The sequence below is a fragment of the Azospirillum oryzae genome, assembly GCF_900177515.1.
GTDB lineage: Bacteria > Pseudomonadota > Alphaproteobacteria > Azospirillales > Azospirillaceae > Azospirillum > Azospirillum oryzae_A.
The window spans coordinates 507,246-529,005 of sequence record NZ_FXAK01000010.1 but is presented as its reverse complement, the minus strand read 5'-3'; the positions used below and the strand labels follow the sequence as shown (position 1 = coordinate 529,005).

The following is a 21,760-nucleotide window of genomic DNA, read 5'->3' as shown; positions in this document are numbered from 1 at the left end:
AGGGGCCTGCTTCGTCTTGCGGTTCCCGACGGGGCGTCAGGTCATGCTGCGCAGCTCCTCCGCGCGGGTGGAGCGCGAGGCGGCATAGTGGTCCTTGGCCAGCAGGGTGTAGACCGCCGGCAGGACGAACAGCGTGAACAGCGTGCCGATCAGCATGCCGGCCACGATGACCAGGCCGATGGAGAAGCGGCTGGCGGCACCGGCACCCGCCGCGGTCAGCAGCGGCAGCAGGCCGACCACCATCGCCGCGGTGGTCATCAGGATCGGGCGCAGGCGGACGCGGGCCGCGTGCTCGATCGCGGTGCGGCGGTCCACGCCCTCGTTCAGCTGCATCTCGCGGGCGAACTCCACCAGCAGGATGCCGTGTTTGGAGATCAGGCCGATCAGCGTCACCAGACCGACCTGGGTGTAGATGTTCATGGTGGCGAGACCGAAGAACAGCGGCAGCAGCGCGCCGCAGATCGACATCGGCACCGACACCAGGATCACCAGCGGGTCGCGCAGGGATTCGAACTGGGCGGCCAGAACCAGATAGATCACGATCAGCGCGAAGGCGAAGGTGACCATCAGCTGGCTGCCCTCCGTCACGAACTGCCGCGATTCCGACAGGTAGGCGTGATTGAAGCCGGCCGGCAGGTTGATGCGCGCCTGCTCCTCCAGGAAATCGACGACCTGGCCCATGGAGACGCCCGGCATCGGCACGGCGGAGAAGGTGGCCGACGGCAGCTGGTTGTACTTGTTCAGCGCGTTGGGCTCCACCGCCGTTTCCACCGACACCACGGTGGACAGCGGGATCTGGGCGCCGGAACCTGAGGTGACGTAATAGCCGGTCAACGATTCCGGCGTCAGGCGGTCGGCCCGCGGCACCTGCGGGATGACCTCGTAGGAGCGGCCGTTCAGGTTGAAGCGGTTGACGTAGTTGCCGCCGACCAGCACCGACAGCGTGCTCGACACCGACTGCATGGTCAGGCCGAGGTCGGCCGCCTTGGCGCGGTCGATCTTCAGCCGGACGACCGGGCTGTCATATTGCAGGTCGCTGTCGGTGATGATGAACATGCCGCTCTTGGTGGCGGCGTCCTTGATCCGCTCGATGGCGTCGTAGATCGTCCGGTAATCGCCGGGGCTGGAGATCACCATCTGCACCGGCAGGCCGCCGGTGGAACCGGGCAGGGCGGGGGGCGACACCAGGAACACGTTGATGCCCGTCACCTTGCTCAGTTCCGCCTGGGCCAGCGGCTGCAGTTCCTTGGCCGACCGCCCGCGCTCGTCCCACGGCTTCAGGATCATGCCGGCGAAGCCTTGGTTCAGGGTGGGAATGCCGGTCAGGACGAAGCGGGTGTCGGTCTCCGGAAAGCTGGCGAAGGTCTCGTCGATCTGCTTCCCGAAGCTGTCGATATAGTCGAGGTTGGCGTATTGCGGCGCCTTGGATATGCCGAACAGGATGCCCTGGTCCTCTTCCGGCGCCAGTTCCGACATGGTGTTGGCGAACAGATAGCCGACGCTGGCCAGGATGCCGACCGCGAACAGCAGCGTGGCCGCCCGGTAATCCAGCGTGCCGTGCAGACGCCGCTCGTACCAGTTCGCCAGCTTCTCGAACTGGCGGTCGAGGAAGGCGGCGAAGCGCCCCTGGGACCCGCCCTCCTTGAGGATGACCGAGCACATCATCGGCGACAGCGTCAGCGCCACGACGCCCGACACGATCACCGCCGCGGCGAGCGTGAAGGCGAACTCGCGGAACAGCGCACCGGTCAGGCCGCCCAGCAGGCCGATGGGCGCATAGACCGCCGCCAGCGTGATGGTCATGGAGATGACCGGCCCGACGATCTCCCGTGCGCCGATCAGCGCCGCGGCGACCGCCGATTTTCCGTGCTCGATATGCCGGTGGATGTTCTCCACCACCACGATGGCGTCGTCCACCACGAGGCCGATGGCGAGCACCATCGCCAGCAGCGTCAGCAGGTTCAGCGAGAAGCCCAGCGCCAGCATGAAGGTGGCGGCGCCGATGATGGACAGCGGGATGGTGACCACCGGGATCAGCACCGACCGGAGGGACCCGAGGAACAGGAAGATGACGACGATGACGATGGCCACCGCTTCGAGCAGCGTCTTCACCACCTCGTCGATGGAGGCCTGGATGAAGCGTGTGCTGTCATAGACGATCTCCATCTTCATGCCCGGCGGCAGGTTGCGCCGCAGGTCCGGCTCCATCTTGCGGATGTCGGCGACGATGTTCAGCGGGTTGCCGGTGGGGGTGGCGTCGACGCCGATGAAGATCGCCTGCTGCCCGTTCATCGCCACGCTGGCGTCGAAGCTGCGGGAGCTGAGTTCGACTGTGGCGATGTCGCGCATGCGCACCAGCGCCCCGTCCTTCGCCTTCACCACCATCTCGCGGAACTGCTCGACGTCGGTCAGCCCGGTGTTGGCGGTGACGTTGGAGATGACGAAGACGCCCTTGGTCTGGCCGGGCGCCGACTGGTAGTTGTTGGCCGTTACCGCGGCCGACACGTCGGCGGGCGAGATGCCGCGCGCCGCCATCTTGACCGGGTCCAGCCACAGCCGCATGGCGAAAGTCTGGCCGCCCAGGATCTGGGCGCGCGCCACGCCGTCCACCGTGGACAGCACCGGCTGCACGACGCGGGTCAGATAGTCGGAGATCGCCGCCCCCGACAGGTCGGGGCTGGAGAAGCCCATATAGAGGATCGAGGTCGTCTCGCCGGTCGATTTCAGGATGACCGGGTCGTTGGCCTCGCGCGGGAGCTGGTACTTGACCTGGTTGACCTTCGCCATCACGTCGGTCATCGCGACGTTGGGATCGAAGTTCAGCCGGACATAGGCGGTGACGATGCTCTGCCCCTGGGTGGAGGAGGAAGTCAGGTAGTCGAGCCCCTCGGCCGAGGACACCGCCTGTTCGATCGGCGTGGCGATGAAACCCTGCATCAGTTCGGGCGAGGCGCCGGGATAGCTGGTGGTGACGGTGATGACCGTGTTCTGCAGCTGCGGATACTGCCGGATCGGCAGCTCCAGCATCGCGCGGGCCCCGACCAGCAGGATCAGCAGGCTGACCACGACGGACAGGATGGGCCGGCGGATGAAGATGTCGGTGAAATTGCCCATGGCGTCGGCCTCAGTTCTGCGGCAGGGACTGCGGCGGGGTCAGCGGGTTGCTCTCGGCCGGGACGACGGCGGCGCCGTTGGCGAGCTTCAGCTGGCCCGACACCACGACGCGGTCGCCGGGGTTGATGCCGCTGCGGATCTCCACCCGGTTGGCCAGACGGTCGCCGGTCTTCACCGCCTTGCGTTCCACCACCAGCTGCTCCTTGCCGTCAGGGGTCTTCTGCGACGACGCCACGAACACGGAATCGCCGTAGACGGTGTAGTCCACCGCGGTTTCCGGCACGGTCAGGGTGTTGGGCTGCGGCGGCAGGACGACGCGGACATTGGCGAACATGCCGGGCCGCAGCTGGCGTTCGCGATTGTCCATGGTCGCCTGCACCTTGACCGCCCGGGTGTCGGCGCTGACCTGCGGCTCGATGGTGGTGATCTTCGCCCCGAAATCGCGGCCCGGCAGGGCATCGACGTTGATCAGCACGTCCTGGCCGACCGACAGCTTGGGGAAGGCCTGCTCCGGCAGGGTGAAGTTGATATAGAGCTGCGACAGGTCGGTCAGCGTGACGATGGTGGCGCCGGGATTGACGTAATCGCCGACATTCACCTGCCGGATGCCCAGGTCGCCGTCGAACGGGGCCTTGATCAGCTTCTGGCCGATCAGGGCGCTCGTGCGCTTCATGTTGGCGTTGATCTCGTCGAGCTGCGCCTGATACTGGTCGACGTTGCTCTGGGGCGTGGCCTGGCTGCGGCGCAGGTCGCGGTAGCGTTCCAGGTTCAGCTCCGCCAGACGCGCCTGGGCGCGCTGGGCCAGCAGGTCGGCCTGCTCGGTGGCGTCGTTCAGCTGCACCAGCGGATCGCCGGCCTTGACGCGGGCGCCCGACTCGAAGGGGATGCGGTCGACTCGGCCGGCGACCTCGGGGGCCACCGTGACCTGACGCGCCGCCTGCAGCGTGCCGATGGCGGACAGGTATTTCGGCACGGTCTGCACCGTCGCCTCCGCCAGCGCCACCGGGGTGGGCGGCGGCTTGTTGTTGGCGAAGAAGTCGGCGATGGCCTTGGCGCGGAAGCTGTTGAAGCCGTACAGCGCGGCCCCCAGCAACCCAAGGATCACCAGCATGATGACGATGCGGAACGTCAGCCGCCCGCGCGTCACCGGTTTGCGGGGCGGGGGAGGGGGAGGCGTCCCGCGGCCCGGCTCGGACGCCGGGTGCCCGAATGACGTCTCGGTCTTTGGCGAATGGTCCAGGGTCACGATCGGCTACTCCGGTCTCTCGGGTGTGGGGTCGTCATTGTTTGGTCCGCCAATTGCCGGCGATTCCGGTGGCGGTTGGGACGGCACGAAGGGAAAGCGTCCGCCCCGCTCATGCGCGGCGATGGTGGCGTCGCGAAGCCCGAGCCCGCGCAGGATGAACCAGATGGTCTGGCGCGCGAGGTCGGGACGGCCGCAAGGATAGGGGACGATGGCCCCGCCGGACAGGCAGACGGTCGCCATCATCTCGCACAGATGCTCGGCGAGCCAGAAGCCGTTCTCCGCATCGACTGGTCCCGGCACCAGATCGCCGCCGGCGATGGCGGCTTCGACGGAGGCGGCGAAGCAGGGCAGAAAGCGGCTGCGGATGCCTTCGAACACCTGTCGCATGAACTCGCCGTCCTCCAGCAGGCTGATGATCGACAGGCGGTGGCGGGCGCGTTCGTTCGGATCGGCCGGCAGCTCGATCACGAAGTAGTTCACCAGCCCCTGGATCATCTGCACCAGCGTGCCGGTGCCCGGCGGCAGCGCGACCAGCCGCTCATATTCCGGGTCGCCGTCGATGCAACTGAGGAAGATCGCCTCGTACAGCGAGGCCTTGGACGGGAAATGCTTGAAGATCAGCGCCTCCGACACGCCGGCGGCCTGCGCGATCTCCCGTGTGGTGGTCGCGGCGAAGCCCTTGCGCGCGAACAGCGGCAAGGCGGCGTCGAGGATCGCCCGCTTGCGGGCGCTGCTGTCGAGGCGTGGGGCCATCAGGGGCTTTGAATCAATCGCTTGTGATAAGTGAGTACTTACTCACCTTTGTCGGCGGAGGTATAGCTTGGGTGCGGCATTCTGTCCATGGGGTTTGGTAGGACCAGCGCGGGTCTCCTGCCCGGCCCCTGACAAGGACGGCCGGAGAGCCTTGCGGCGTGGAGGAAAGCTCGGCCGGTTCGCGCCGCGATGGACTCAACGCCGCGACATCGCCGCACCGGCGGGGCGGGGACCGATTACAGCGGCTACAGCGGCATCTTCAGCGTCACCCGGGTGCCGGGATGCTGGCGGTCGTGATGCAGCAGTGCTCCCAGGCTGCTCGCCATCGCCTGGACGATGCGGGTGCCGAGGCCGGTTCCCTGGGGGGTGTGGTTTTCGGAAAAGCCGACCCCGTCATCCTCCACGCTCACCGACAGTTGCCCGTCGGCGGTCATGGCCCGGACACGGATGCTGCCGCTCCGGCCATCGGGGTAAGCGTATTTGCAGGCGTTCGTGACCAGTTCAGTCACGATCACCGCGAGGGACACTGCCTTGTCCGTCGGCACGGAAACCGGATCGGCGACGACGATGAAGCTGTCGGGGCGCCGCAAGGCCATGGCGGTGTGCATTTCCGCGAGAAGCGTTTCCAGATAGGTGTCGAACCGGACGGAAACCACGTCGTCGGAGGTGTAGAGGCTGCGGTGAATGCCGGCGATCGCCGTGATGCGTGCCTGGGTCTCCTCCAGGGCGGTGCGGGCCGTGGAATCGGACAATCCCGTCCTCTGCATCCGGACGAGGGCCGCCACCAGGGCCAGACTGTTGGCGACGCGATGGTTGACCTCCCGCAGCAGCAGTTCCGCCCGGTCCCGCGCCGCGCGCACCTCCTGTTCCGCCCGTTCCCGTTCCCGGCGCAGACAGGCCTTCTCAAGGGCATGTTCGATGGCCGCCGCCAGCAGGTCGAAGAACCCATCGCCGGCTTCCTTGGGGACATAGTCGTCCGCGCCGGCCTTCAGCGCGGCGACGGCCACCCGCGTGTCGCCGGCGCCGGTGACGTAGACGACCGGCGGCGCATTTTCGCGGGCGAGCAGGGTTGGCAGGATGTCCAAGCCGGTCGCCCCCGGCATTTCGTGATCCAGCCCGACCACCGTGATGCCGCCCCGCTCCAGCCGCTCCAACCCCTCCTGGCCGTCCTTTGCCCACTCCACGGCGTAGCCCCGCCGCTCCAGCCTCCGTTGCACCAGCCGCGCCATGGCAGCGTCGTCGTCGATGTAGAGGATGCGGACGGCCGGGTCGGTCATACCTCCGCCTCGGGGATCTGGATGACGGAAAAGAACAGCCCAAGCTGCCGGATCGCGGTGGCGAAGCTTTCGTAATTCACCGGCTTGGTGATGTAGACGTTGGCCCCGATGTCGTAGCAGCGCTGGATTTCCTGCCGGTCATCGGTGGTGGTCAGCACCACGACCGGAAAACGCTTGGTATGGGGGTTGGCCTTGAGCCTGGACAGGATGTCGACACCCGTCATGTCCGGCAGGTTCAAGTCCAGGAGGATGAGAAGCGCCCGGCCCATGCTGGCCTGCCCGCTGCCGTCCGGTCCGAACAGATGGGCGAGCGCGCTGGTGCCGTCGGTGAAGGGCACGATCTCGTTGGTCACGCCGGCCCGCCGGATGTTCTTTTCGATCAGCCGGGCGTGCCCCTCGTCGTCCTCGATCATGACGATGCTCACCGTCTGGGGGTCACGCATCATGGGCGGACTTCTCCGAGGGCAGGGGGAGGATGTCAGGAAGGCTTATGCGAAAGACGCTGCCCTGTCCAGGAACCGAGTCGACGGTGACCTCGCCGTACAGGCGACGGACGAGTGTCCGGACATAGGCCAGACCGATCCCCTCGCCGGGACGGTCCTGCACGCCGGAGCGGCGGAACAGCTCGAAGATGCGCTCGTGATCCTGTGCCGCGATCCCGCGGCCGTTGTCCGCGACCTCGAAGATCAGCCGGTCCGCCTCGGGATATCCGCGGATGGTGATCCGGCCGGTCCGGGCCGGGTCGAGATACTTGATCGCGTTGTCGAGCAGGTTGCCGAACACCTGTTCCAGGGCGAGGCGGTCGGAGACGAGGGATGGCAACGGACCGGCGATGTCGATGGTGCAGCGCAGTTCGCCGGCCCGGTGGCGGAAGCTGGCGACGGCGTTTTCCAGAAGGGCCTGCATGGAAACCGGTTCGGGGGTCAGCATCCGGCTGCCTTGGCGTGACAAGGCGAGGATGGCGTTGATCAGCCGGTCCATCCTGGTCGTCGATGCGCGGATGAAGCCGATGGCCTCCGGCATGTCCTCGGTCACCGCCCGCCGCGCTTCCGCCGCGGTGGCGTCGTCGCTGTTTGCCGGCCGGCGGACGAGGTCGGCGGCCACGCTTGCCAGTCCCGCCTCGAATTCGCTGGTGAACCCCATCACATTCACCAGCGGCGCGCGCAGGTCATGGCTGACGATGTAGGCGAAGCGCTGGATTTCGGCGTTGGCCCGTTGCAGCTCCATGGTGCGTTCGGACACGCGCTGCTCCAGCGAATCGTTGAGGGCCTGGATTGCACGCTGCGCCTGCATGAGGTCGCGCGTGTAGCTGAACGCGATCCACACGGCGCCGCCGACGACCAGCAGGATGAACAGGCCGCCCAGGTTCGCCACCCAGCCCGATATCCTGGCCTGCCCGGTCAGGGCGCGGAGTTGGGTGTCGAGCTGCGCATCGGCGGGGGTGATCAGGTCGGCGAGCGAACGCCGGGCATCGTCCATCAATCGCATGCCGCGGCCGGTGCGCACGATGGCCAGGGACTCGTCGGGGCGTCCGGCCTTCATCAGATCGATGGTCTCCGCCAGTTCCTCCCTCTTGGCGGCGGCAAGGCCGACGAGATGGTCGACGATGCGCAACTCGTCGGCATCTCCATCGGCAAGGTCGCGCAGTCGGTCGATCGTGGTGTCCACCGCCGCGATGGCGGCCTCATAAGGCCTGAGATATTGGCGGTCCTCGGTGAGGAGGTAGCCGCGTTGTCCGATCTCGGCGTCCTGCAACTGGCTGAGGAGGGTTCCGGCGGCGACCCGCAGGGCGGTCATCCGGCCGACGGAGCGGGAGTATTGCTGCGTGCTGTCCGCCAGCCACCCCGACATCACGATGATCGCCAGCAACGCGAAAGCAGCCGCGAGCAGCATCAGAAGGGTCCGACGGGTGACGGTGCTTCTGGACTTTTGCATCGCGGATCGCCGGCCGGTGCGGGGATGGGTAAGAGCCTCTACCAAGCCGCAGTGGGGTTGGCAATTGGCAGCATCATCCGGCAGCTCCCCCATCTTTCGTCATTTTTTGAAGCTGTTGGGACGGACGAATGGTTTTCCGCACCCGCACACTCGCCGTACAGTCAAGCCATCGATCTCGACCGGAAGGAGCGTGCGCGCGATGGAGCCCATCCTGTGGGAATGGATCAACGCCCTGGCGCGGTGGCTGCACGTCATCACCGCCATCGCCTGGATCGGATCGTCCTTCTACTTCATCCATCTCGACGCCTCGCTGCGCAAGCGGGCCGGGGCGCCGGCCGGGACGGCGGGGGATGCGTGGCAAATCCACGGCGGCGGCTTCTATCACATGACCAAATACATGGTCGCCCCGCCGCAGTTGCCGGAGGATCTCACCTGGTTCAAGTGGGAATCCTACGCGACCTGGCTCAGCGGCTTCTTCCTGATGTGCGTGCTGTATTACCGCGGCGCCGACCTGTTCCTGATCGACCAGGACGTGATGGCGCTCAGCCACTGGCAGGCGGTGGCGATCAGCGTCGGCGCGCTGGTGGCGGGCTGGGTCGCCTATGACCTGATGTGCAAGTCGCCGCTGGGCCGCAACGACGGGGCGCTCGCGGTTGCCGGATTCGTGCTGCTGGTGGCGACGGCCTGGGCGATGACCAAGGTCTTCAGCGGGCGCGGCGCCATGCTGCAGGTCGGCGCCCTGATGGCGACGATGATGGCCTGCAACGTCTTCATGCTGATCATCCCCAACCAGCGCAAGACGGTGGCCGCCATGCTGCGCGGCGAGACGCCGGACCCGTTGCTGGGAAAGAAAGCCAAGCAGCGGTCGCTGCACAACAACTACCTGACCCTGCCGGTCGTCTTCCTGATGCTGTCCAACCATTATCCGCTGGTCAGCTCCACCCGCTACAACTGGGTAATGGTGGCGCTGGTGCTGGTGGTCGGCACGGCGATCCGCCACTTCTTCAACAGCCGCCATGCCGGCAAGCCGACGCCCTGGTGGACCTGGGGAGTCGCCGCCGCCGGCATGCTGGCCTGCGCGTGGCTCAGCACCATGGGGCCGGCGACCGGCGACACGGCCGAGGCGGCGCCGGTCAAGGTCGGCTTCAATCAGGTCGAGGAGATCGTCTCCACCCGCTGCAGCATGTGCCATGCCGCCCAACCGGTGTGGGAGGGCATCGCCACCCCGCCGCGCGGCGTCGTGCTGGAAGGCGACGGAATCCGCCGCCATGCCGAGCAGATCCGCCTGCAGGCCGGCTTCAGCAGCGCCATGCCCCCCGCCAACATCACCGGCATCACCCCCCAGGAACGCGCGGTGTTGGCGGCGTGGTCTGGGGACATTAAGTAACCGCCCTCACAGATTCTCCATCGAACCGGATCCCCATGCCCGACCAAACCGTTGCTTCCGCCATCCGTGGGCGCCTGCTCAGCTTCCATCGCGCACCCGCCGGGCCGGGGGACTTCGATTGCCTGACCCATCACGAGGACGGGCTGCTGCTGGTCGGGGCCGACGGGCGGATTCTGGAGGTCGGTGAGTGGGCGGACCTGCGGGGCCGGGTGCCGGAGGGGGTGGCGGTCGACGACCACAGCGGCAAGCCGGTGCTGCCGGGCTTCATCGACACCCACATCCATTTCCCGCAGACCCAGGTCATCGCCTCCTACGGCGCCCAGCTGCTCGACTGGCTGGAGAAATACACCTTCATCGAGGAACAGCGCTTCGCCGATCCGGCCCACGCCGCCGCCAACGCCGCCTTCTTCATGGACGAGCTGCTGCGCAACGGCACGACGACGGCGGTGGTCTATGGCTCGGTCCATCCGCAGTCGGTCGACGCCCTGTTCGCGGAGGCCGAGGCGCGCGGCGCCGGGATGATCGCCGGCAAGGTGATGATGGACCGCCATGCTCCGCCCGCCCTGACCGACACGGCCGACAGCAGCTATCGCGACGGCAAGGATCTGATCGGCCGCTGGCACGGCACGGGGCGGCAGCGCTATGCGGTGACCCCGCGCTTCGCCATCACCTCGACGGAGGCGCAGCTGGAGGCGGCGGGCGCGCTGCTGCGCGAGCATCCCGGCGTCCACATGCAGACCCACCTGTCGGAGAACACCGACGAGATCGCCGAGGTGCGGCGCCTGTTCCCCGGCGCGCGTGACTACACCGACGTCTACGACCGCTTCGGGCTGCTGGGTCCGACCTCGCTGTTCGGCCACTGCATCCATTTGTCGGAAGCGGAGATGGGCCGGCTGTCGGAGAGCGGGTCGGTCGCCGTCTTCTGCCCGACCAGCAACCTGTTCATCGGCAGCGGCCTGTTCGACCTCGACGCCCTGTCGAAGCCGGAGCGGCCGGTGCGCACCGCCATCGCCACCGATGTCGGCGGCGGCACCAGCTATTCGATGCTGCGCACGGCGGCGGAGGCCTACAAGGTGCTGCAGCTGCGGCGCCAGAACCTGCCGGCGCTCGCCGCCTTGCACTGGATGACCCGCGGCAATGCCGAGGCGCTGGGCATGGCCGACGAGATCGGCAGCCTCGAGCCCGGCCGCTGGGCCGACCTCGTCGTGCTCGACCCCGCCGCGACCCCGGCTATGCGACATCGCATGAATGCCGTAGACGGCGATCTGGAGGAGGAGCTGTTCATCCAGGTGACGCTGGGCGACGACCGTTCGGTGGCCGCCACCTATCTGCGCGGCCGTATCTCGCACCTGCGGCAATCGGGCGCTTGACCCAAGCCCCTAGTCCTTGTAGGAGTTCCCCCGTCATTGGGGAGTAGCCACCCGCCGGCACCGATCCGGTGGGGTTCGCGTCAACAGACTTGGATGGTTCCGGCCTCCGGCCGCTACCGCCATGGCGCGCACGGCGGCCAGAGGGCCGACCCGGCGAGACCAGTGGATCGGGCATCTCCGCGGCCAGCCGGAGTCCGTCCGATTCCACTGTGTTGTCTGGCCCGGGAATAGCCATGATCGCCACGTCCCTCGCGCTCGCCTTCAGCCTTTCGATGGATAGCTTCGCCGCCGCTCTCGGCCGCGGCGCCTGCTCGCGCCGGTCCGGCCTGCCCGAGGCGGTGCGCGTGGGCGCGGCCTTCGGCGTCTGCCAGTTCGCCATGCCGCTGGTCGGCTGGGGCGTCGGCATCGCCTTCGCTAGCCTCGTGGAATCGGTCGATCACTGGATCGCCTTCGGCCTGCTGCTGGCGGTCGGCGGTGCGATGCTGCGCAACGCCATCATGGACGGCGATGACGAGAGCGAGGAGGATTGCGGCCCGGTGCGCAGCGCGCGGGCCGAATGGCTGGCCCTGCTGACCACCGCCGTCGCCACCAGCATCGACGCCGCCGCCGTCGGCGCGGGTCTGGCGCTGGTCGATGTGGACATGGTCACGACCTCGGCACTGATCGGCGCGGTGACCTTCGCGGTGGCCTTTGGCGGCGTGCTGATCGGCAAGGCCGCCGGCAACCATCTGGGCCGCTGGGCGGAAATGGCTGGCGGCGTGGTGCTGATCGGCCTGGGCGCGAAGATCCTGTTGGAGCATACGCTGGGGTGACACAGTCACCCATCCGGCCGGCCTGAACGGGAAATTTCCCCTCTCCCCTGGGAAAGGGCTGGAAGTAAATGGAGCCGGGGCGATGCGTCGCCCCGGCTCCTTCCGTCTTTACTCCGCCGCGATGGTCTCGCGGGCCGGTTCCTCGGCCGGGACCGTGCGGATCAGGTGGTCGAAGGCGGCCAGCGCGGCCTTGGCGCCCTCGCCCATGGCGATGACGATCTGCTTGAACGGCACCGTCGTCGCGTCGCCGGCGGCGAAGACGCCGGGCAGCGAGGTCTGGCCGCGGTTGTCCACCTCGATTTCGCCGCGCGGGGTCAGCGCCAGCGTGCCCTTCAGCCATTCGGTGTTCGGCACCAGACCGATCTGCACGAAGATGCCTTCCAGATCGACCCGCTTCAGCTCGCCGCTGTTGCGGTCCTTGTAGGACAGGCCGACGACCTTGTTGCCGTCGCCATGCACCTCGGTGGTCTGGGCCGACAGGAGAACGGTGACGTTGGGCAGGCTGTGCAGCTTGCGCTGCAGCACCGCGTCGGCACGCAGCTGGTTGTCGAACTCGATCAGCGTGACGTGCGAGACGATGCCGGCGAGGTCGATCGCCGCCTCGACGCCGGAGTTGCCGCCGCCGATCACCGCCACGCGCTTGCCCTTGAACAGCGGGCCGTCGCAGTGCGGGCAGTAGGCGACGCCCTTGTTGCGGTATTCCGCCTCGCCCGGGACATTCATCGAGCGCCAGCGGGCGCCGGTCGACAGCACCACGGTGCGGGATTTCAGCGAGGCGCCGCTGGCCAGCTTCACCTCGATCAGCCCGCCTTCCTGCGCCGCCGGCACCAGGGCGGTGGCGGTCTGCAGGTTCATCACGTCGACCTCATAGTCCTTGACGTGCTGTTCCAGCGCCGCGGCCAGCTTCGGCCCCTCGGTGTGGGAGACGGAGATGAAGTTCTCGATCGCCATGGTGTCGAGCACCTGACCGCCGAACCGTTCGGCCGCCACGCCGGTGCGGATGCCCTTGCGGGCGGCATAGATGGCGGCCGCGGCGCCGGCGGGGCCGCCGCCGATCACCAGCACCTCGAACGGGGCCTTGGCCTTGATCTTCTCGGCGGCGCGGGCGACGGCGCCGGTGTCGAGCTTTGCGACGATCTGCGCCACGTCCATCCGGCCCTGGGCGAAGGGCTCGCCGTTCAGGAAAACGGTGGGGACGGCCATCACCTGACGCTGCTCGACCTCCTGCTGGAACAGCGCGCCGTCGATGGCGACATGCTTGATCCGCGGGTTCAGCGCGCTCATCAGGTTCAGGGCCTGGACCACGTCCGGGCAGTTCTGGCAGGACAGCGAGAAATAGGTCTCGAAGCGGAAATCGCCGTCCAGGTTGCGGATCTGCTCCAGCAGTTCCTCCGACTCCTTGGACGGATGGCCGCCGACCTGCAGCAGTGCCAGAACCAGCGAGTTGAATTCGTGACCCATCGGCAGGCCGGCGAAGGTGACGCCGATGTCGGTGCCGTCGCGCTTGATGGCGAAGGAGGGCCGGCGCTCGTCGGCGCCGTTGCGGTCCAGCGTGATCTTGTCCGACAGCGATGCGATGTCTTCCAGCAGGCCCAGCATCTCCTGCGACTTCGCGCCGTCGTCCAGCGACGCCACCAGCGTGATCGGGTTGGTGATGCGCTCCAGATAGGCCTTCAACTGCGTCTTCAGATTGGCGTCCAGCATGGCTTTCGTTCCCAACGTCTCGTGTCCGGGGCGGATCGCCTGCGTGATTTCGCGGCGATCCGGGCGGAAAAATGGTGGCCCGAGTCAAAAGAGCCGGTCGGGCGGGCGGTCTGGTTTTGAAACAGTGAAGAGTTTGAAACGTCATCGTCCTCCCCGCGCAGGCGGGGATCCAGACTTTGGAAGCACTGCGACAAAACGCGCGCCTGGGTTCCTGCCTTCGCGGGGATGGGGAAACCGATGACGGACCCTGATGGCGGGGAGGCTTTGAAAGCCAGCCCGGGAAAACGTGCCTTGCGGCCGGTCCGGCCGATCAAGGGTACTGGTGTTCACTCCCGCCGGAGCGGGGTGGGAGCCGGCCGAAGCCGGCCCCCGATCCTTAGGATTTCCCTTGAAGGGGAAACCTTAGATCTTGCCGACGAGGTCGAGCGAAGGGGCGAGGGTCTTCTCGCCTTCCTGCCACTTGGCCGGGCAGACCTCGCCCGGGTGGGCGGCGACGTACTGGACGGCCTTGATCTTGCGCAGCAGCTCCTTGGCGTCGCGGCCGACGCCGCCGGCGGTGATCTCGACGATCTGGATCTTGCCGTCCGGGTCGACGACGAAGGTGCCGCGGTCGGCCAGACCGACTTCCTCGATCAGGACCTCGAAGTTGCGGCTGATCGCCAGCGTCGGGTCGCCGATCATGGTGTAGTTGATCTTGCCGATGGCCGGCGAGGTGTCGTGCCAGGCCTTGTGGCAGAAGTGGGTGTCGGTCGAGACGCTGTAGATCTCGACGCCCAGCTTCTGGAATTCGGCGTAGTTGTCGGCCAGATCCTCCAGCTCCGTCGGGCAGACGAAGGTGAAGTCAGCCGGATAGAAGAACACGACCGACCACTTGCCCTTCAGGTCGGCGTCGGTCACGTCGATGAACTTGCCGTTCTTGAACGCGGTCGCCTTGAAGGGCTTAATCTCGCTGTTGATCAAAGACATTTGTGTTCTCCGATGAGGTGCGATGAATGGTTGTCGCCTCGATCTCCGGCCGGGGGCCGTGACATGCCCGACTTAGTGCGGCGCACCGGGTCGAACAAGAGGGCCTGCCTTGTGGCCAGGGAAGGGGGCGATGTTCCCGTGTCCCGTTGACCCGTGGAGGAATACGGGAAATCGGTTATCAAGAGAAGTAGAAAATACCAATTGGATTGATCGATAAAACCGATTACATAACCGGGCATGAAACCGCTCCCTACCCTACGCCAGCTCCGCTATCTCGTCGCCGTCGTCGACCGCTGCCATTTCGGGCAGGCGGCGGAGGCCTGTCTCGTCAGCCAGTCGACGCTCAGCGCCGGCCTTCAGGAGCTTGAGGATCTGCTGGGCGCCACGCTGGTGGAGCGCACGCGCCGCTCCGTCCTGCCGACCCCGCTCGGCCGCGAGATCGCGGAGCGGGCGCGGCAATTGCTGAAGGGGGCGGAGGAGCTGGTGGACATCACCCGCTCGGCCGCCGATCCAATGTCGGGGTCGCTCCATCTCGGCGTGATCCCGACCATCGGCCCTTTCCTGATCCCCCGCGTGATGCCGGCCCTGCGCGAGACCTTCCCGCGCCTGCGGCTTTATCTGCGCGAGGACCAGACGGCGCGGCTGCTGGAACAGCTGAACGCCGGCAAGCTGGATGCGGCGTTGCTGGCCTTGCCCTATCCGATGGGCGATCTGGAGACGGAGGACATCGCGGAGGACCGCTTCTCCTTCGTCTGCCCCACCGGCCACCGGCTGAACGCCGGCGATCCGGCCGAGCCGGTGACGGTCCCGTCGGAGGATCTGCTGCTGCTGGAGGACGGGCACTGCCTGCGCGACCACGCCATGGCCGCCTGCGCGCTGGACGCGACGCCGCACAACACAGCCTTCGAGGGCACCAGCCTGCACACGCTGGTGCAGATGGTGGCGAACGGGCTGGGGGTGACGCTGCTGCCGCAGATGGCGGTCGATTCGGGCATCCTGCGTGGGCTGGATCTGGCGGTGCGTCCGCTGGCTGGCGGCCGGCCGGGGCGGCGGATCGCGCTGGCCTGGCGCCGCACCTCCGGCCGGAAGGAGACCTTCCAGCGGCTGGCCGAAGCGCTGCGGGCGGAGATGACGGCGAAGGAGGGGTGACGGGTCCTTGCAGGGGCTGGGCGATAAAGAATCGCTTGGTCCGGCGGGTGCGAGGTGGTTTAAACGGGACGGTTTTTCGCCCGTTCACTCCGCTTTCGGGACACCCTGCGTCATGTCCACCGCCAGCACCGACACCGCACCTCTCTTCGACCGCGTCGCCATCATCGGCATCGGCCTGATCGGCTCCTCCCTGGCGCGGGCGCTGGCGGAATATGGGATCGCGCGGCAGGTCGTCTGCACCGACCGCAGTGCAGAGGCCTGCGCCAAGGCGCTGGAGCTGGGCATCGTGGCGGAGGCCTCCACCGATCCGGCGGTGGCGCTGGCCGGTGCCGATCTGGTGATTCTGTCGACCCCGGTCGGCAGCTATGCCGCGGTCGCCGAGGCCATCGGGCCGTTGCTGCAGCGCGGGACCATCGTCACCGACGTCGGCTCGGTCAAGCAGGCGACCCTGCGCGACGTCGGGCCGCATCTGCCGGACGGCGTCCACCTGATCCCCGGCCACCCGGTGGCGGGCACCGAGCATTCCGGGCCGGAGGCCGGCTTCGCCACCCTGTTCCAGGGCCGCTGGTGCATCCTGACCCCGCCGTCCGGAGCCGACCGCAACGCGCTTGAGCGGGTGACGGAGCTGTGGCGCCGCGTCGGCTCCACGGTGGAGATCATGGAGGCCAGCCACCATGACCGCGTGCTGGCCATCACCTCGCACCTGCCGCACCTGATCGCCTACACAATCGTCGGCACCGCGTCGGACCTGGAGGAGGACACCAAGTCCGAGGTGATCAAGTTCTCCGCCGGCGGCTTCCGCGATTTCACCCGCATCGCTGCCAGCGATCCGGTGATGTGGCGCGACGTGTTCCTGAACAACCGCGAGGCGGTGCTGGAGATCCTGCAGCGCTTCACCGAGGACCTGACGGCGCTGCAGCGCGCCATCCGCTGGGGCGAGGGGCAGCAGCTGCAGGACCACTTCACCAAGACGCGGGCCGTGCGCCGGGGCATCATCGACGCCAAGCAAGCGTAAGGGTCAGGCGTAAGGGGCGGGCGTGCCGGCGGTTCTTCATTCCATCGGCAAGCCTACGTAATTCTCCGCCAGTGCCGTCATGGCGGCGCGGGAATGGACCAGATAGTCCAGCTCGGCCAGATGCACGCGCTGCTCGAACGGCGACTCCGCCTCGTTTCGGTGAAGCATGGTGGTCATCGACCAGGAGAAGCGCTCCGCCTTCCAGATCCGCCGCAGGCAGGTGGCGCTGTAGCCGTCCAACCCCGCGGTCGTGCCGGATTTATAGTAGGCGGCCAGGGCGCGGGACAGCACGGCCACATCGGCGACCGCGAGGTTCAGCCCCTTGGCGCCGGTCGGCGGCACGATGTGGGCGGCGTCGCCGGCGATGAACAGCCGGCCATGCTGCATGGGATCGCAGACGAAGCTGCGCATGGCGATGATTCCCTTCTGGAAGACCGGCCCCTCCGTCAGCGTCCAACCGCTGTCGTCCTCCAACCGGCGGTGCAGTTCGGACCAGATGCGGTCGTCGGACCAGTTGGCGATGTCGTCCCTGGGATCGACCTGGATGTAGAGCCGCTGCACCTCCGGCGAGCGGGTGCTGAGCAGGGCGAAGCCGCGCTCGTGGTTGGCGTAGATCAGTTCGGGATGCGACGGCGGCGCCTCGGTCAGGATGCCGAGCCAGCCGAAGGGATAGACCATCTGGTATTCGGTGCGCGCGGCGGCCGGGATCGCCTGCCGGCTCGGTCCGTGGAAGCCGTCGCAGCCGGCGACGAAATCGCAGCGCAACTCCTCAATCGGTTCGTCCGGTCCTCGGCGGAACTGTACGCGCGGCGTCTTGCCCTCCAGATCGAGGAACTGCACGTCGGAGACGCCGAACAGGATGGACCCGCCATCCTCCAGCCGGGCGGAGACGAGGTCGCGGATCACCTCGTGCTGGGCGTAGACGGTGACGCGCTTGCCGCCGGTCAGTTCCGCCATGTCGATGTGGTGGCTGCGGCGGTCGAAGCGCAGCGTGATGCCGGAGTGGAAATGGGCCTCGCGCATCATGCGCTCGCCAAGGCCCATGTCGTTCATCAGGTCGACAACCCATTGCTCCAGCACGCCGGCGCGGATGGTGCCCTCGATCTCCTCGCGGCTGCGGTGTTCCAGGATCACCGACTCGATGCCCTGGCGGTGCAGCAGATGGGACAGGAACAGTCCGGCGGGGCCGGCGCCGACGATGGCGACCTGGGTGCGGCCAGACTGGGTATTGGCCGATTTTGTCGGATGCATGTCTCTCGCCCTCCTTCGGGACTGGCGGCAGGCGCGCGCTTTTGCTGATTGTTGTGCGCACCAATCATTTGCACTCATGCTATTCCCGGAAGTGGAGGGCCGGACATAGACGAACCGGCGAAAGACTTGTACTTTTCATCGCAAGCCTGCCGGAGCCTGTGCGATGTCCGCCCATCCTGCCCACAGCGCCGAACCCATTCCCCGCTATTGGCTGTACGGCGAACCGCCGGCGCTGCCGGAGCTGCGCTTCGTCCATATCGAGACGATTCCGGAGCGGATGCGCTTGTACAATTGGGAGGTCCGCCCCCACCGCCATGATGGGCTGAGCCATGCGCTGCTGGTCACGGACGGCGGCGGCCGGCTGACCGCCGACGGGGTGGAGGTGGTGTTCCGCGCCCCGGCGCTGATCACCGTGCCGGCGCAGGTGGTGCATGGTTTCCGCTTCGATCCCGGCACCGACGGCCATGTGCTGACCATGTCGGAGGGGTTCCTCGCCGGTGTGCTGTCTGCCGCACCGGAAGCCGAACTGCGCGAGGCCCCGGCCCTGCCGTTGGCCTGGGATCTGGATGCCGGGTCGGACGAGGCGGCGGCGCTCGACCGCTGTTTCGCCGAAATCAGGCGGGAGTTCCGCGCCCACCACATCGGCCGGGCCAGCGTCATTTCGGCGCAGGTCATGCTTCTGCTGGTCGCCACCGCGCGGCTGGCGGCCGACCGGCGGCGGGACGGCGCCGGGCGCGACGGGCAGGGGCTGTCGCCCGATCTGCGGCTGCTCGCCCGGCTGCGGCAGATGATCGACGAGCGGTTCAGCCGGCATTGGCCGGTGGAGCGCTATGCCGCCGCGCTGGGCGTCACGCCCGGCCGGCTGAACGCCGCCTGCCGCCGCGTCACCGGCCTGTCGACCCTGCAGCTGGTCCATGCCCGGCTGATGCTGGAGGCCCGCCGTTCGCTGATCTACACCAGCCATGGCATGGCGGAGATCGGCTATGCCCTGGGCTTCGAGGACCCCGCCTATTTCTCCCGCTTCTTCACCAAGCGCCAGGGGCAGTCGCCGCAGGCCTTCCGCCGGGCGCATGCGGAGGGTTCGGCGGGATGCAGCCCTGACGGGAACGGCCTTGACCGGACCGGGGGCCGCTCACCACAGTAACAGCCTTGTTTTCGGAAGAGGGTGATGGCGATGGACAGCCTGGACGTCACGATGCGCGAGCCGGCCGAGACGGTCGAACAGTCGCTGTGGCGCCGGCTGCGCGCCGACGCCGCCCGCGTGGCGGAGGAGGAAAGCGGCCTCGCCCCCTACCTCTATGACGCGGTGCTGGCGCGCGACGGATTCGGCCCGGCATTGGCGGCCCTGCTGGTGCGCAAGCTGGCCGACCGCGCCATGCCGGAGGACCGGCTGGCCGCCGTGGTGCGCGACGCCATGGAGTCCGACCCGGCCATCGTCGAGGCAGCCGCCGCCGACCTCGCCGCCATCCTGGCGCGCGACCCGGCCGCCGACGGCTGCCTGACGCCCTTCCTCTATTTCAAGGGCTTCCACGCCCTGCAATGGCACCGCGTCGCCAACTGGCTGTGGAAGGGCCAGCGGCACGACCTTGCCCACTTCCTGCAAAGCCGGGTGTCGGAGGCTTTCGCCGTCGACATCCACCCGGCGGTGCCGGTCGGGCGCGGCGTGTTCATCGACCATGGCACCGGCGTGGTGATCGGCGAGACGGCGGTGATCGGCAACGACGTGTCGATCCTGCAGAACGTCACGCTGGGCGGCACCGGCAAGGAGCATGGCGACCGCCATCCCAAGGTGCGCGACGGCGTGCTGCTGTCGGCCGGGGCCAAGGTGCTGGGCAACATCACCATCGGCGCCCATGCCAAGGTCGGCGCCGGCAGTGTCGTGCTGAAGGACGTCCCCGGCTGTGCCACCGTGGCCGGCGTGCCCGCCAAGGTCGTCGGCTGGTGCCGCGACGAGCCGGCGCCGGCCCTGACCATGGACCAGAGCCTGCAACAGGGCGATTACAGCATCTGAGCGGCCTCCTCCGCGCTGTGTCCTTCCGCTGTCACCGGAAATCCGCCTTCGCAATGACTACATAGAAGGGGGACGGTAATAGGGCGTGAGGGCCGTGAGGGTGTTGCTGGCATTTCTGTTGACGCTGGTCCTGCTGCTGGCCGGGCCGGTGTTCCTGCTTGCCTCCGGGGCGGTGCCGACGGCCGTCGACTGGAGCCGCATCGACCGCAGCCCGGTCGGCCTCGCCCCCGACGCGGCGACGACGCCGGAGGCGGTGGTGCAGGTCTATGCTGCCCGCGTCCTGTCCTGGCGCGGCGCCTTCGGCGTGCATCCCTGGTTTGCGGTGAAGCCGGCCGGCGCCCGCAGCTATACGGTCTATGAGGTGATCGGCTGGCGCGCATACCGCGGCCTGTCGGTGGTCTCCGTCAGCAACCGCGATCCCGACGGCCGCTGGTTCGGCGCCCAGCCCATTCTGCTGGGCGAGCTGCGCGGCCCTGCCGCCGAAGCCGCCATCCCCAAGATCGCCGAGGCAGCATCCAGCTATCCCTACGCCGGCGAGTACCGTGTCTGGCCCGGCCCCAACAGCAACACCTTCGCCGCCTGGGTCGCCCGCGCCGTGCCGGAGCTGCGGCTCGACCTGCCATCGACCGCGCTGGGGAAGGATTACCTGGGGCGTGGGGTGTTCGCGCGGGCGCCGAGCGGCACCGGCTGGCAGATCAGCCTGTTCGGCGTCGCCGGCCTGCTGCTGGCGCTGGAAGAGGGGCTGGAAGTCAACTTGCTGGGATTGACCATCGGCATCGACCCGCTGGACCTTGCAGTGAAACTGCCGGGGATTGGACGGGTGGGGTGGTGAGAGTAGGCTTCCTCACGCACCTTGTAAGGTAAAATCACATATCGGCAGCAATTCCGACTGCAGAATGCAAGGGCTTAAATATAAGTATAAATCAGAAGCAAATGATTTTATTCAGTTTACTCAAGTATAGATCAGATTAAAGCACTAATGGCAGATAAGATGTGTCTAAGATAACTGTGAAATCATTCGCTTACATACAACGACCATATTCAGGAATGCGATTTAATTCATACTTATGGATGAGTGTTAGCTCTGACGGTGTTCAGGGGCGCAGCCTGAAAAAATTTTTGGGGTACACCATTGACGTCATAACCACCACTTTCTATCTGGTCATTGCGGCCACGTTTGCCGTGATTTTCCTCATTCCAGGAGAATTAGATGAGTAAACTTCCCCCAGGCTCAAACAGCGGCAAGAATGGAGGCATTTATCAGGAAGTCGGTCCGCGCGGTGGGCCAAAAGATAACTATGCTACCGTGCCTGATAATACTCGTTTGCCTCCCACCACACAGCCGGGGAGAGCTTGGGTGCCAATTACGCGCACTCCAGATAGCACCCGGAAAGATTAATAAGGGTAATTTCTTTAAGTGGCGGGGCAGATGTATTAAAGTGCCGTCTGCCTTGCTTCTTAACACGCGTGCAAATCACATTTAATGCATGTATCCATGCATTAAATATTTTATCGCGATTAAATTTATTAATTTTTTGGATTACTGGTTAGAAGGAGTTGCCTAACCACACCATCCAACCCGCTGATTTTAAAGTAGGGAGGATGGTGCCCAGGGACGGAGTCGAACCGCCGACACGGGGATTTTCAGTCCCCTGCTCTACCAACTGAGCTACCTGGGCATCTCGGCGCCGCTTGGTGGGTGACCGTTTCGGTCGGTGCGGCGCGTCGTGTGGGGCGCTTTTTAGAGAGGTTCGGACGGGCTGTCCAGAG

17 protein-coding genes, 1 tRNA gene and 1 riboswitch are annotated in these 21,760 nt (G+C 66.9%); of the genes, 8 read left to right on the top strand and 10 right to left on the bottom strand.

The annotated features are described in order from the left end of the window. Positions 1 to 36: 36 nt before the first annotated feature. The 6 genes from B9N97_RS34160 to B9N97_RS34135 form a co-directional block, all read right to left on the bottom strand. A complete protein-coding gene (locus B9N97_RS34160) occupies positions 37 to 3,114 on the bottom strand; it encodes a multidrug efflux RND transporter permease subunit (RefSeq protein ID WP_085092251.1) in 3,078 nt (1,025 codons plus the stop codon). Between the two features lie 10 nt (positions 3,115 to 3,124). Beyond that, on the bottom strand, positions 3,125 to 4,360 hold the full coding sequence (locus tag B9N97_RS34155; RefSeq protein ID WP_244561080.1) for an efflux RND transporter periplasmic adaptor subunit: 1,236 nt from the start codon (positions 4,358 to 4,360) through the stop codon (positions 3,125 to 3,127). A gap of 6 nt (positions 4,361 to 4,366) precedes the next feature. Continuing rightward, positions 4,367 to 5,113 (bottom strand): TetR/AcrR family transcriptional regulator, encoded by a 747-nt coding sequence (locus B9N97_RS34150; protein ID WP_085092250.1) that lies wholly within the window; start codon positions 5,111 to 5,113, stop codon positions 4,367 to 4,369. Between the two features lie 245 nt (positions 5,114 to 5,358). After that, on the bottom strand, positions 5,359 to 6,390 hold the full coding sequence (locus B9N97_RS34145) for a sensor histidine kinase (RefSeq protein ID WP_085092249.1): 1,032 nt from the start codon (positions 6,388 to 6,390) through the stop codon (positions 5,359 to 5,361). Beyond that, positions 6,387 to 6,836, bottom strand: coding sequence for a response regulator (locus tag B9N97_RS34140; protein WP_208621359.1), 450 nt, complete (start codon positions 6,834 to 6,836; stop codon positions 6,387 to 6,389). The genes B9N97_RS34145 and B9N97_RS34140 overlap by 4 nt, the downstream gene beginning before the upstream one ends. Further along, complete coding sequence (locus B9N97_RS34135; RefSeq protein WP_244561079.1) at positions 6,826 to 8,283, bottom strand: sensor histidine kinase; 1,458 nt, start codon at positions 8,281 to 8,283, stop codon at positions 6,826 to 6,828. Before B9N97_RS34135 ends, B9N97_RS34140 begins: the two co-directional genes overlap by 11 nt. Before the next feature lie 241 nt (positions 8,284 to 8,524). Between B9N97_RS34135 and B9N97_RS34130 the strand changes: the two genes are divergently transcribed. From B9N97_RS34130 to B9N97_RS34120, 3 genes are all read left to right on the top strand, one after another. After that, the gene (locus B9N97_RS34130) at positions 8,525 to 9,712 is read left to right on the top strand and encodes a urate hydroxylase PuuD (RefSeq protein WP_085092247.1); all 1,188 of its coding nucleotides are present in this window, start codon (positions 8,525 to 8,527) and stop codon (positions 9,710 to 9,712) included. Positions 9,713 to 9,747: 35 nt separating this feature from the next. Next, the gene (gene guaD, locus B9N97_RS34125) at positions 9,748 to 11,082 is read left to right on the top strand and encodes a guanine deaminase (RefSeq protein WP_085092246.1); all 1,335 of its coding nucleotides are present in this window, start codon (positions 9,748 to 9,750) and stop codon (positions 11,080 to 11,082) included. Positions 11,083 to 11,108: 26 nt separating this feature from the next. Next, positions 11,109 to 11,233, top strand: a riboswitch (yybP-ykoY riboswitch). 82 nt (positions 11,234 to 11,315) lie between these two features. Beyond that, positions 11,316 to 11,894 (top strand): manganese efflux pump MntP, encoded by a 579-nt coding sequence (locus B9N97_RS34120; protein ID WP_085092245.1) that lies wholly within the window; start codon positions 11,316 to 11,318, stop codon positions 11,892 to 11,894. Between the two features lie 108 nt (positions 11,895 to 12,002). Here the strand turns inward: B9N97_RS34120 and ahpF are convergent, their stop codons facing one another. Continuing rightward, the gene (gene ahpF / locus B9N97_RS34115) at positions 12,003 to 13,598 is read right to left on the bottom strand and encodes an alkyl hydroperoxide reductase subunit F (RefSeq protein ID WP_085092244.1); all 1,596 of its coding nucleotides are present in this window, start codon (positions 13,596 to 13,598) and stop codon (positions 12,003 to 12,005) included. Positions 13,599 to 14,000: 402 nt separating this feature from the next. Then, positions 14,001 to 14,564 (bottom strand): alkyl hydroperoxide reductase subunit C, encoded by a 564-nt coding sequence (gene ahpC, locus B9N97_RS34110; protein ID WP_085092243.1) that lies wholly within the window; start codon positions 14,562 to 14,564, stop codon positions 14,001 to 14,003. A gap of 237 nt (positions 14,565 to 14,801) precedes the next feature. Between ahpC and B9N97_RS34105 the strand changes: the two genes are divergently transcribed. Both B9N97_RS34105 and B9N97_RS34100 read left to right on the top strand, forming a co-directional pair. Beyond that, complete coding sequence (locus B9N97_RS34105) at positions 14,802 to 15,713, top strand: hydrogen peroxide-inducible genes activator (protein WP_085092242.1); 912 nt, start codon at positions 14,802 to 14,804, stop codon at positions 15,711 to 15,713. 112 nt (positions 15,714 to 15,825) lie between these two features. Next, a complete protein-coding gene (locus B9N97_RS34100; RefSeq protein WP_085092241.1) occupies positions 15,826 to 16,728 on the top strand; it encodes a prephenate/arogenate dehydrogenase family protein in 903 nt (300 codons plus the stop codon). Between the two features lie 36 nt (positions 16,729 to 16,764). On the opposite strand, the gene pobA is transcribed toward B9N97_RS34100, so the two are convergent. Further along, the gene (gene pobA / locus B9N97_RS34095) at positions 16,765 to 17,979 is read right to left on the bottom strand and encodes a 4-hydroxybenzoate 3-monooxygenase (RefSeq protein ID WP_085092240.1); all 1,215 of its coding nucleotides are present in this window, start codon (positions 17,977 to 17,979) and stop codon (positions 16,765 to 16,767) included. A gap of 163 nt (positions 17,980 to 18,142) precedes the next feature. Between pobA and B9N97_RS34090 the strand changes: the two genes are divergently transcribed. From B9N97_RS34090 to B9N97_RS34080, 3 genes are all read left to right on the top strand, one after another. After that, positions 18,143 to 19,123 carry a helix-turn-helix domain-containing protein gene (locus B9N97_RS34090; RefSeq protein WP_085092239.1) on the top strand — a complete coding sequence of 327 codons (981 nt, stop codon included), beginning with the start codon at positions 18,143 to 18,145 and terminating at the stop codon, positions 19,121 to 19,123. Positions 19,124 to 19,147: 24 nt separating this feature from the next. Next, on the top strand, positions 19,148 to 19,990 hold the full coding sequence (gene cysE, locus B9N97_RS34085; RefSeq protein ID WP_085092238.1) for a serine O-acetyltransferase: 843 nt from the start codon (positions 19,148 to 19,150) through the stop codon (positions 19,988 to 19,990). 100 nt (positions 19,991 to 20,090) lie between these two features. Continuing rightward, entirely contained in the window at positions 20,091 to 20,822 is a 732-nt protein-coding gene (locus B9N97_RS34080; protein ID WP_244561078.1) for a DUF3750 domain-containing protein, read from the top strand. A 771-nt stretch (positions 20,823 to 21,593) separates the two neighbouring features. Here the strand turns inward: B9N97_RS34080 and B9N97_RS34070 are convergent. Then, positions 21,594 to 21,669: transfer RNA gene (locus B9N97_RS34070), tRNA-Phe, on the bottom strand. Positions 21,670 to 21,760 lie beyond the last annotated feature (91 nt).

What these genes read in the sequence shown, in the direction of transcription:
- pobA (WP_085092240.1), bottom strand. Translation starts at nt 17,979, where the DNA reads ATGCATCCGACAAAATCGGCCAATACCCAGTCTGGCCGCACCCAGGTC.
- B9N97_RS34090 (WP_085092239.1), top strand. Translation starts at nt 18,143, where the DNA reads ATGTCCGCCCATCCTGCCCACAGCGCCGAACCCATTCCCCGCTATTGG.
- ahpF (WP_085092244.1), bottom strand. Translation starts at nt 13,598, where the DNA reads ATGCTGGACGCCAATCTGAAGACGCAGTTGAAGGCCTATCTGGAGCGC.
- B9N97_RS34160 (WP_085092251.1), bottom strand. Translation starts at nt 3,114, where the DNA reads ATGGGCAATTTCACCGACATCTTCATCCGCCGGCCCATCCTGTCCGTC.
- ahpC (WP_085092243.1), bottom strand. Translation starts at nt 14,564, where the DNA reads ATGTCTTTGATCAACAGCGAGATTAAGCCCTTCAAGGCGACCGCGTTC.
- guaD (WP_085092246.1), top strand. Translation starts at nt 9,748, where the DNA reads ATGCCCGACCAAACCGTTGCTTCCGCCATCCGTGGGCGCCTGCTCAGC.
- B9N97_RS34105 (WP_085092242.1), top strand. Translation starts at nt 14,802, where the DNA reads ATGAAACCGCTCCCTACCCTACGCCAGCTCCGCTATCTCGTCGCCGTC.
- B9N97_RS34150 (WP_085092250.1), bottom strand. Translation starts at nt 5,113, where the DNA reads ATGGCCCCACGCCTCGACAGCAGCGCCCGCAAGCGGGCGATCCTCGAC.
- cysE (WP_085092238.1), top strand. Translation starts at nt 19,148, where the DNA reads ATGGCGATGGACAGCCTGGACGTCACGATGCGCGAGCCGGCCGAGACG.
- B9N97_RS34100 (WP_085092241.1), top strand. Translation starts at nt 15,826, where the DNA reads ATGTCCACCGCCAGCACCGACACCGCACCTCTCTTCGACCGCGTCGCC.
- B9N97_RS34130 (WP_085092247.1), top strand. Translation starts at nt 8,525, where the DNA reads ATGGAGCCCATCCTGTGGGAATGGATCAACGCCCTGGCGCGGTGGCTG.
- B9N97_RS34145 (WP_085092249.1), bottom strand. Translation starts at nt 6,390, where the DNA reads ATGACCGACCCGGCCGTCCGCATCCTCTACATCGACGACGACGCTGCC.
- B9N97_RS34120 (WP_085092245.1), top strand. Translation starts at nt 11,316, where the DNA reads ATGATCGCCACGTCCCTCGCGCTCGCCTTCAGCCTTTCGATGGATAGC.
- B9N97_RS34135 (WP_244561079.1), bottom strand. Translation starts at nt 8,283, where the DNA reads ATGCTGCTCGCGGCTGCTTTCGCGTTGCTGGCGATCATCGTGATGTCG.
- B9N97_RS34140 (WP_208621359.1), bottom strand. Translation starts at nt 6,836, where the DNA reads ATGATGCGTGACCCCCAGACGGTGAGCATCGTCATGATCGAGGACGAC.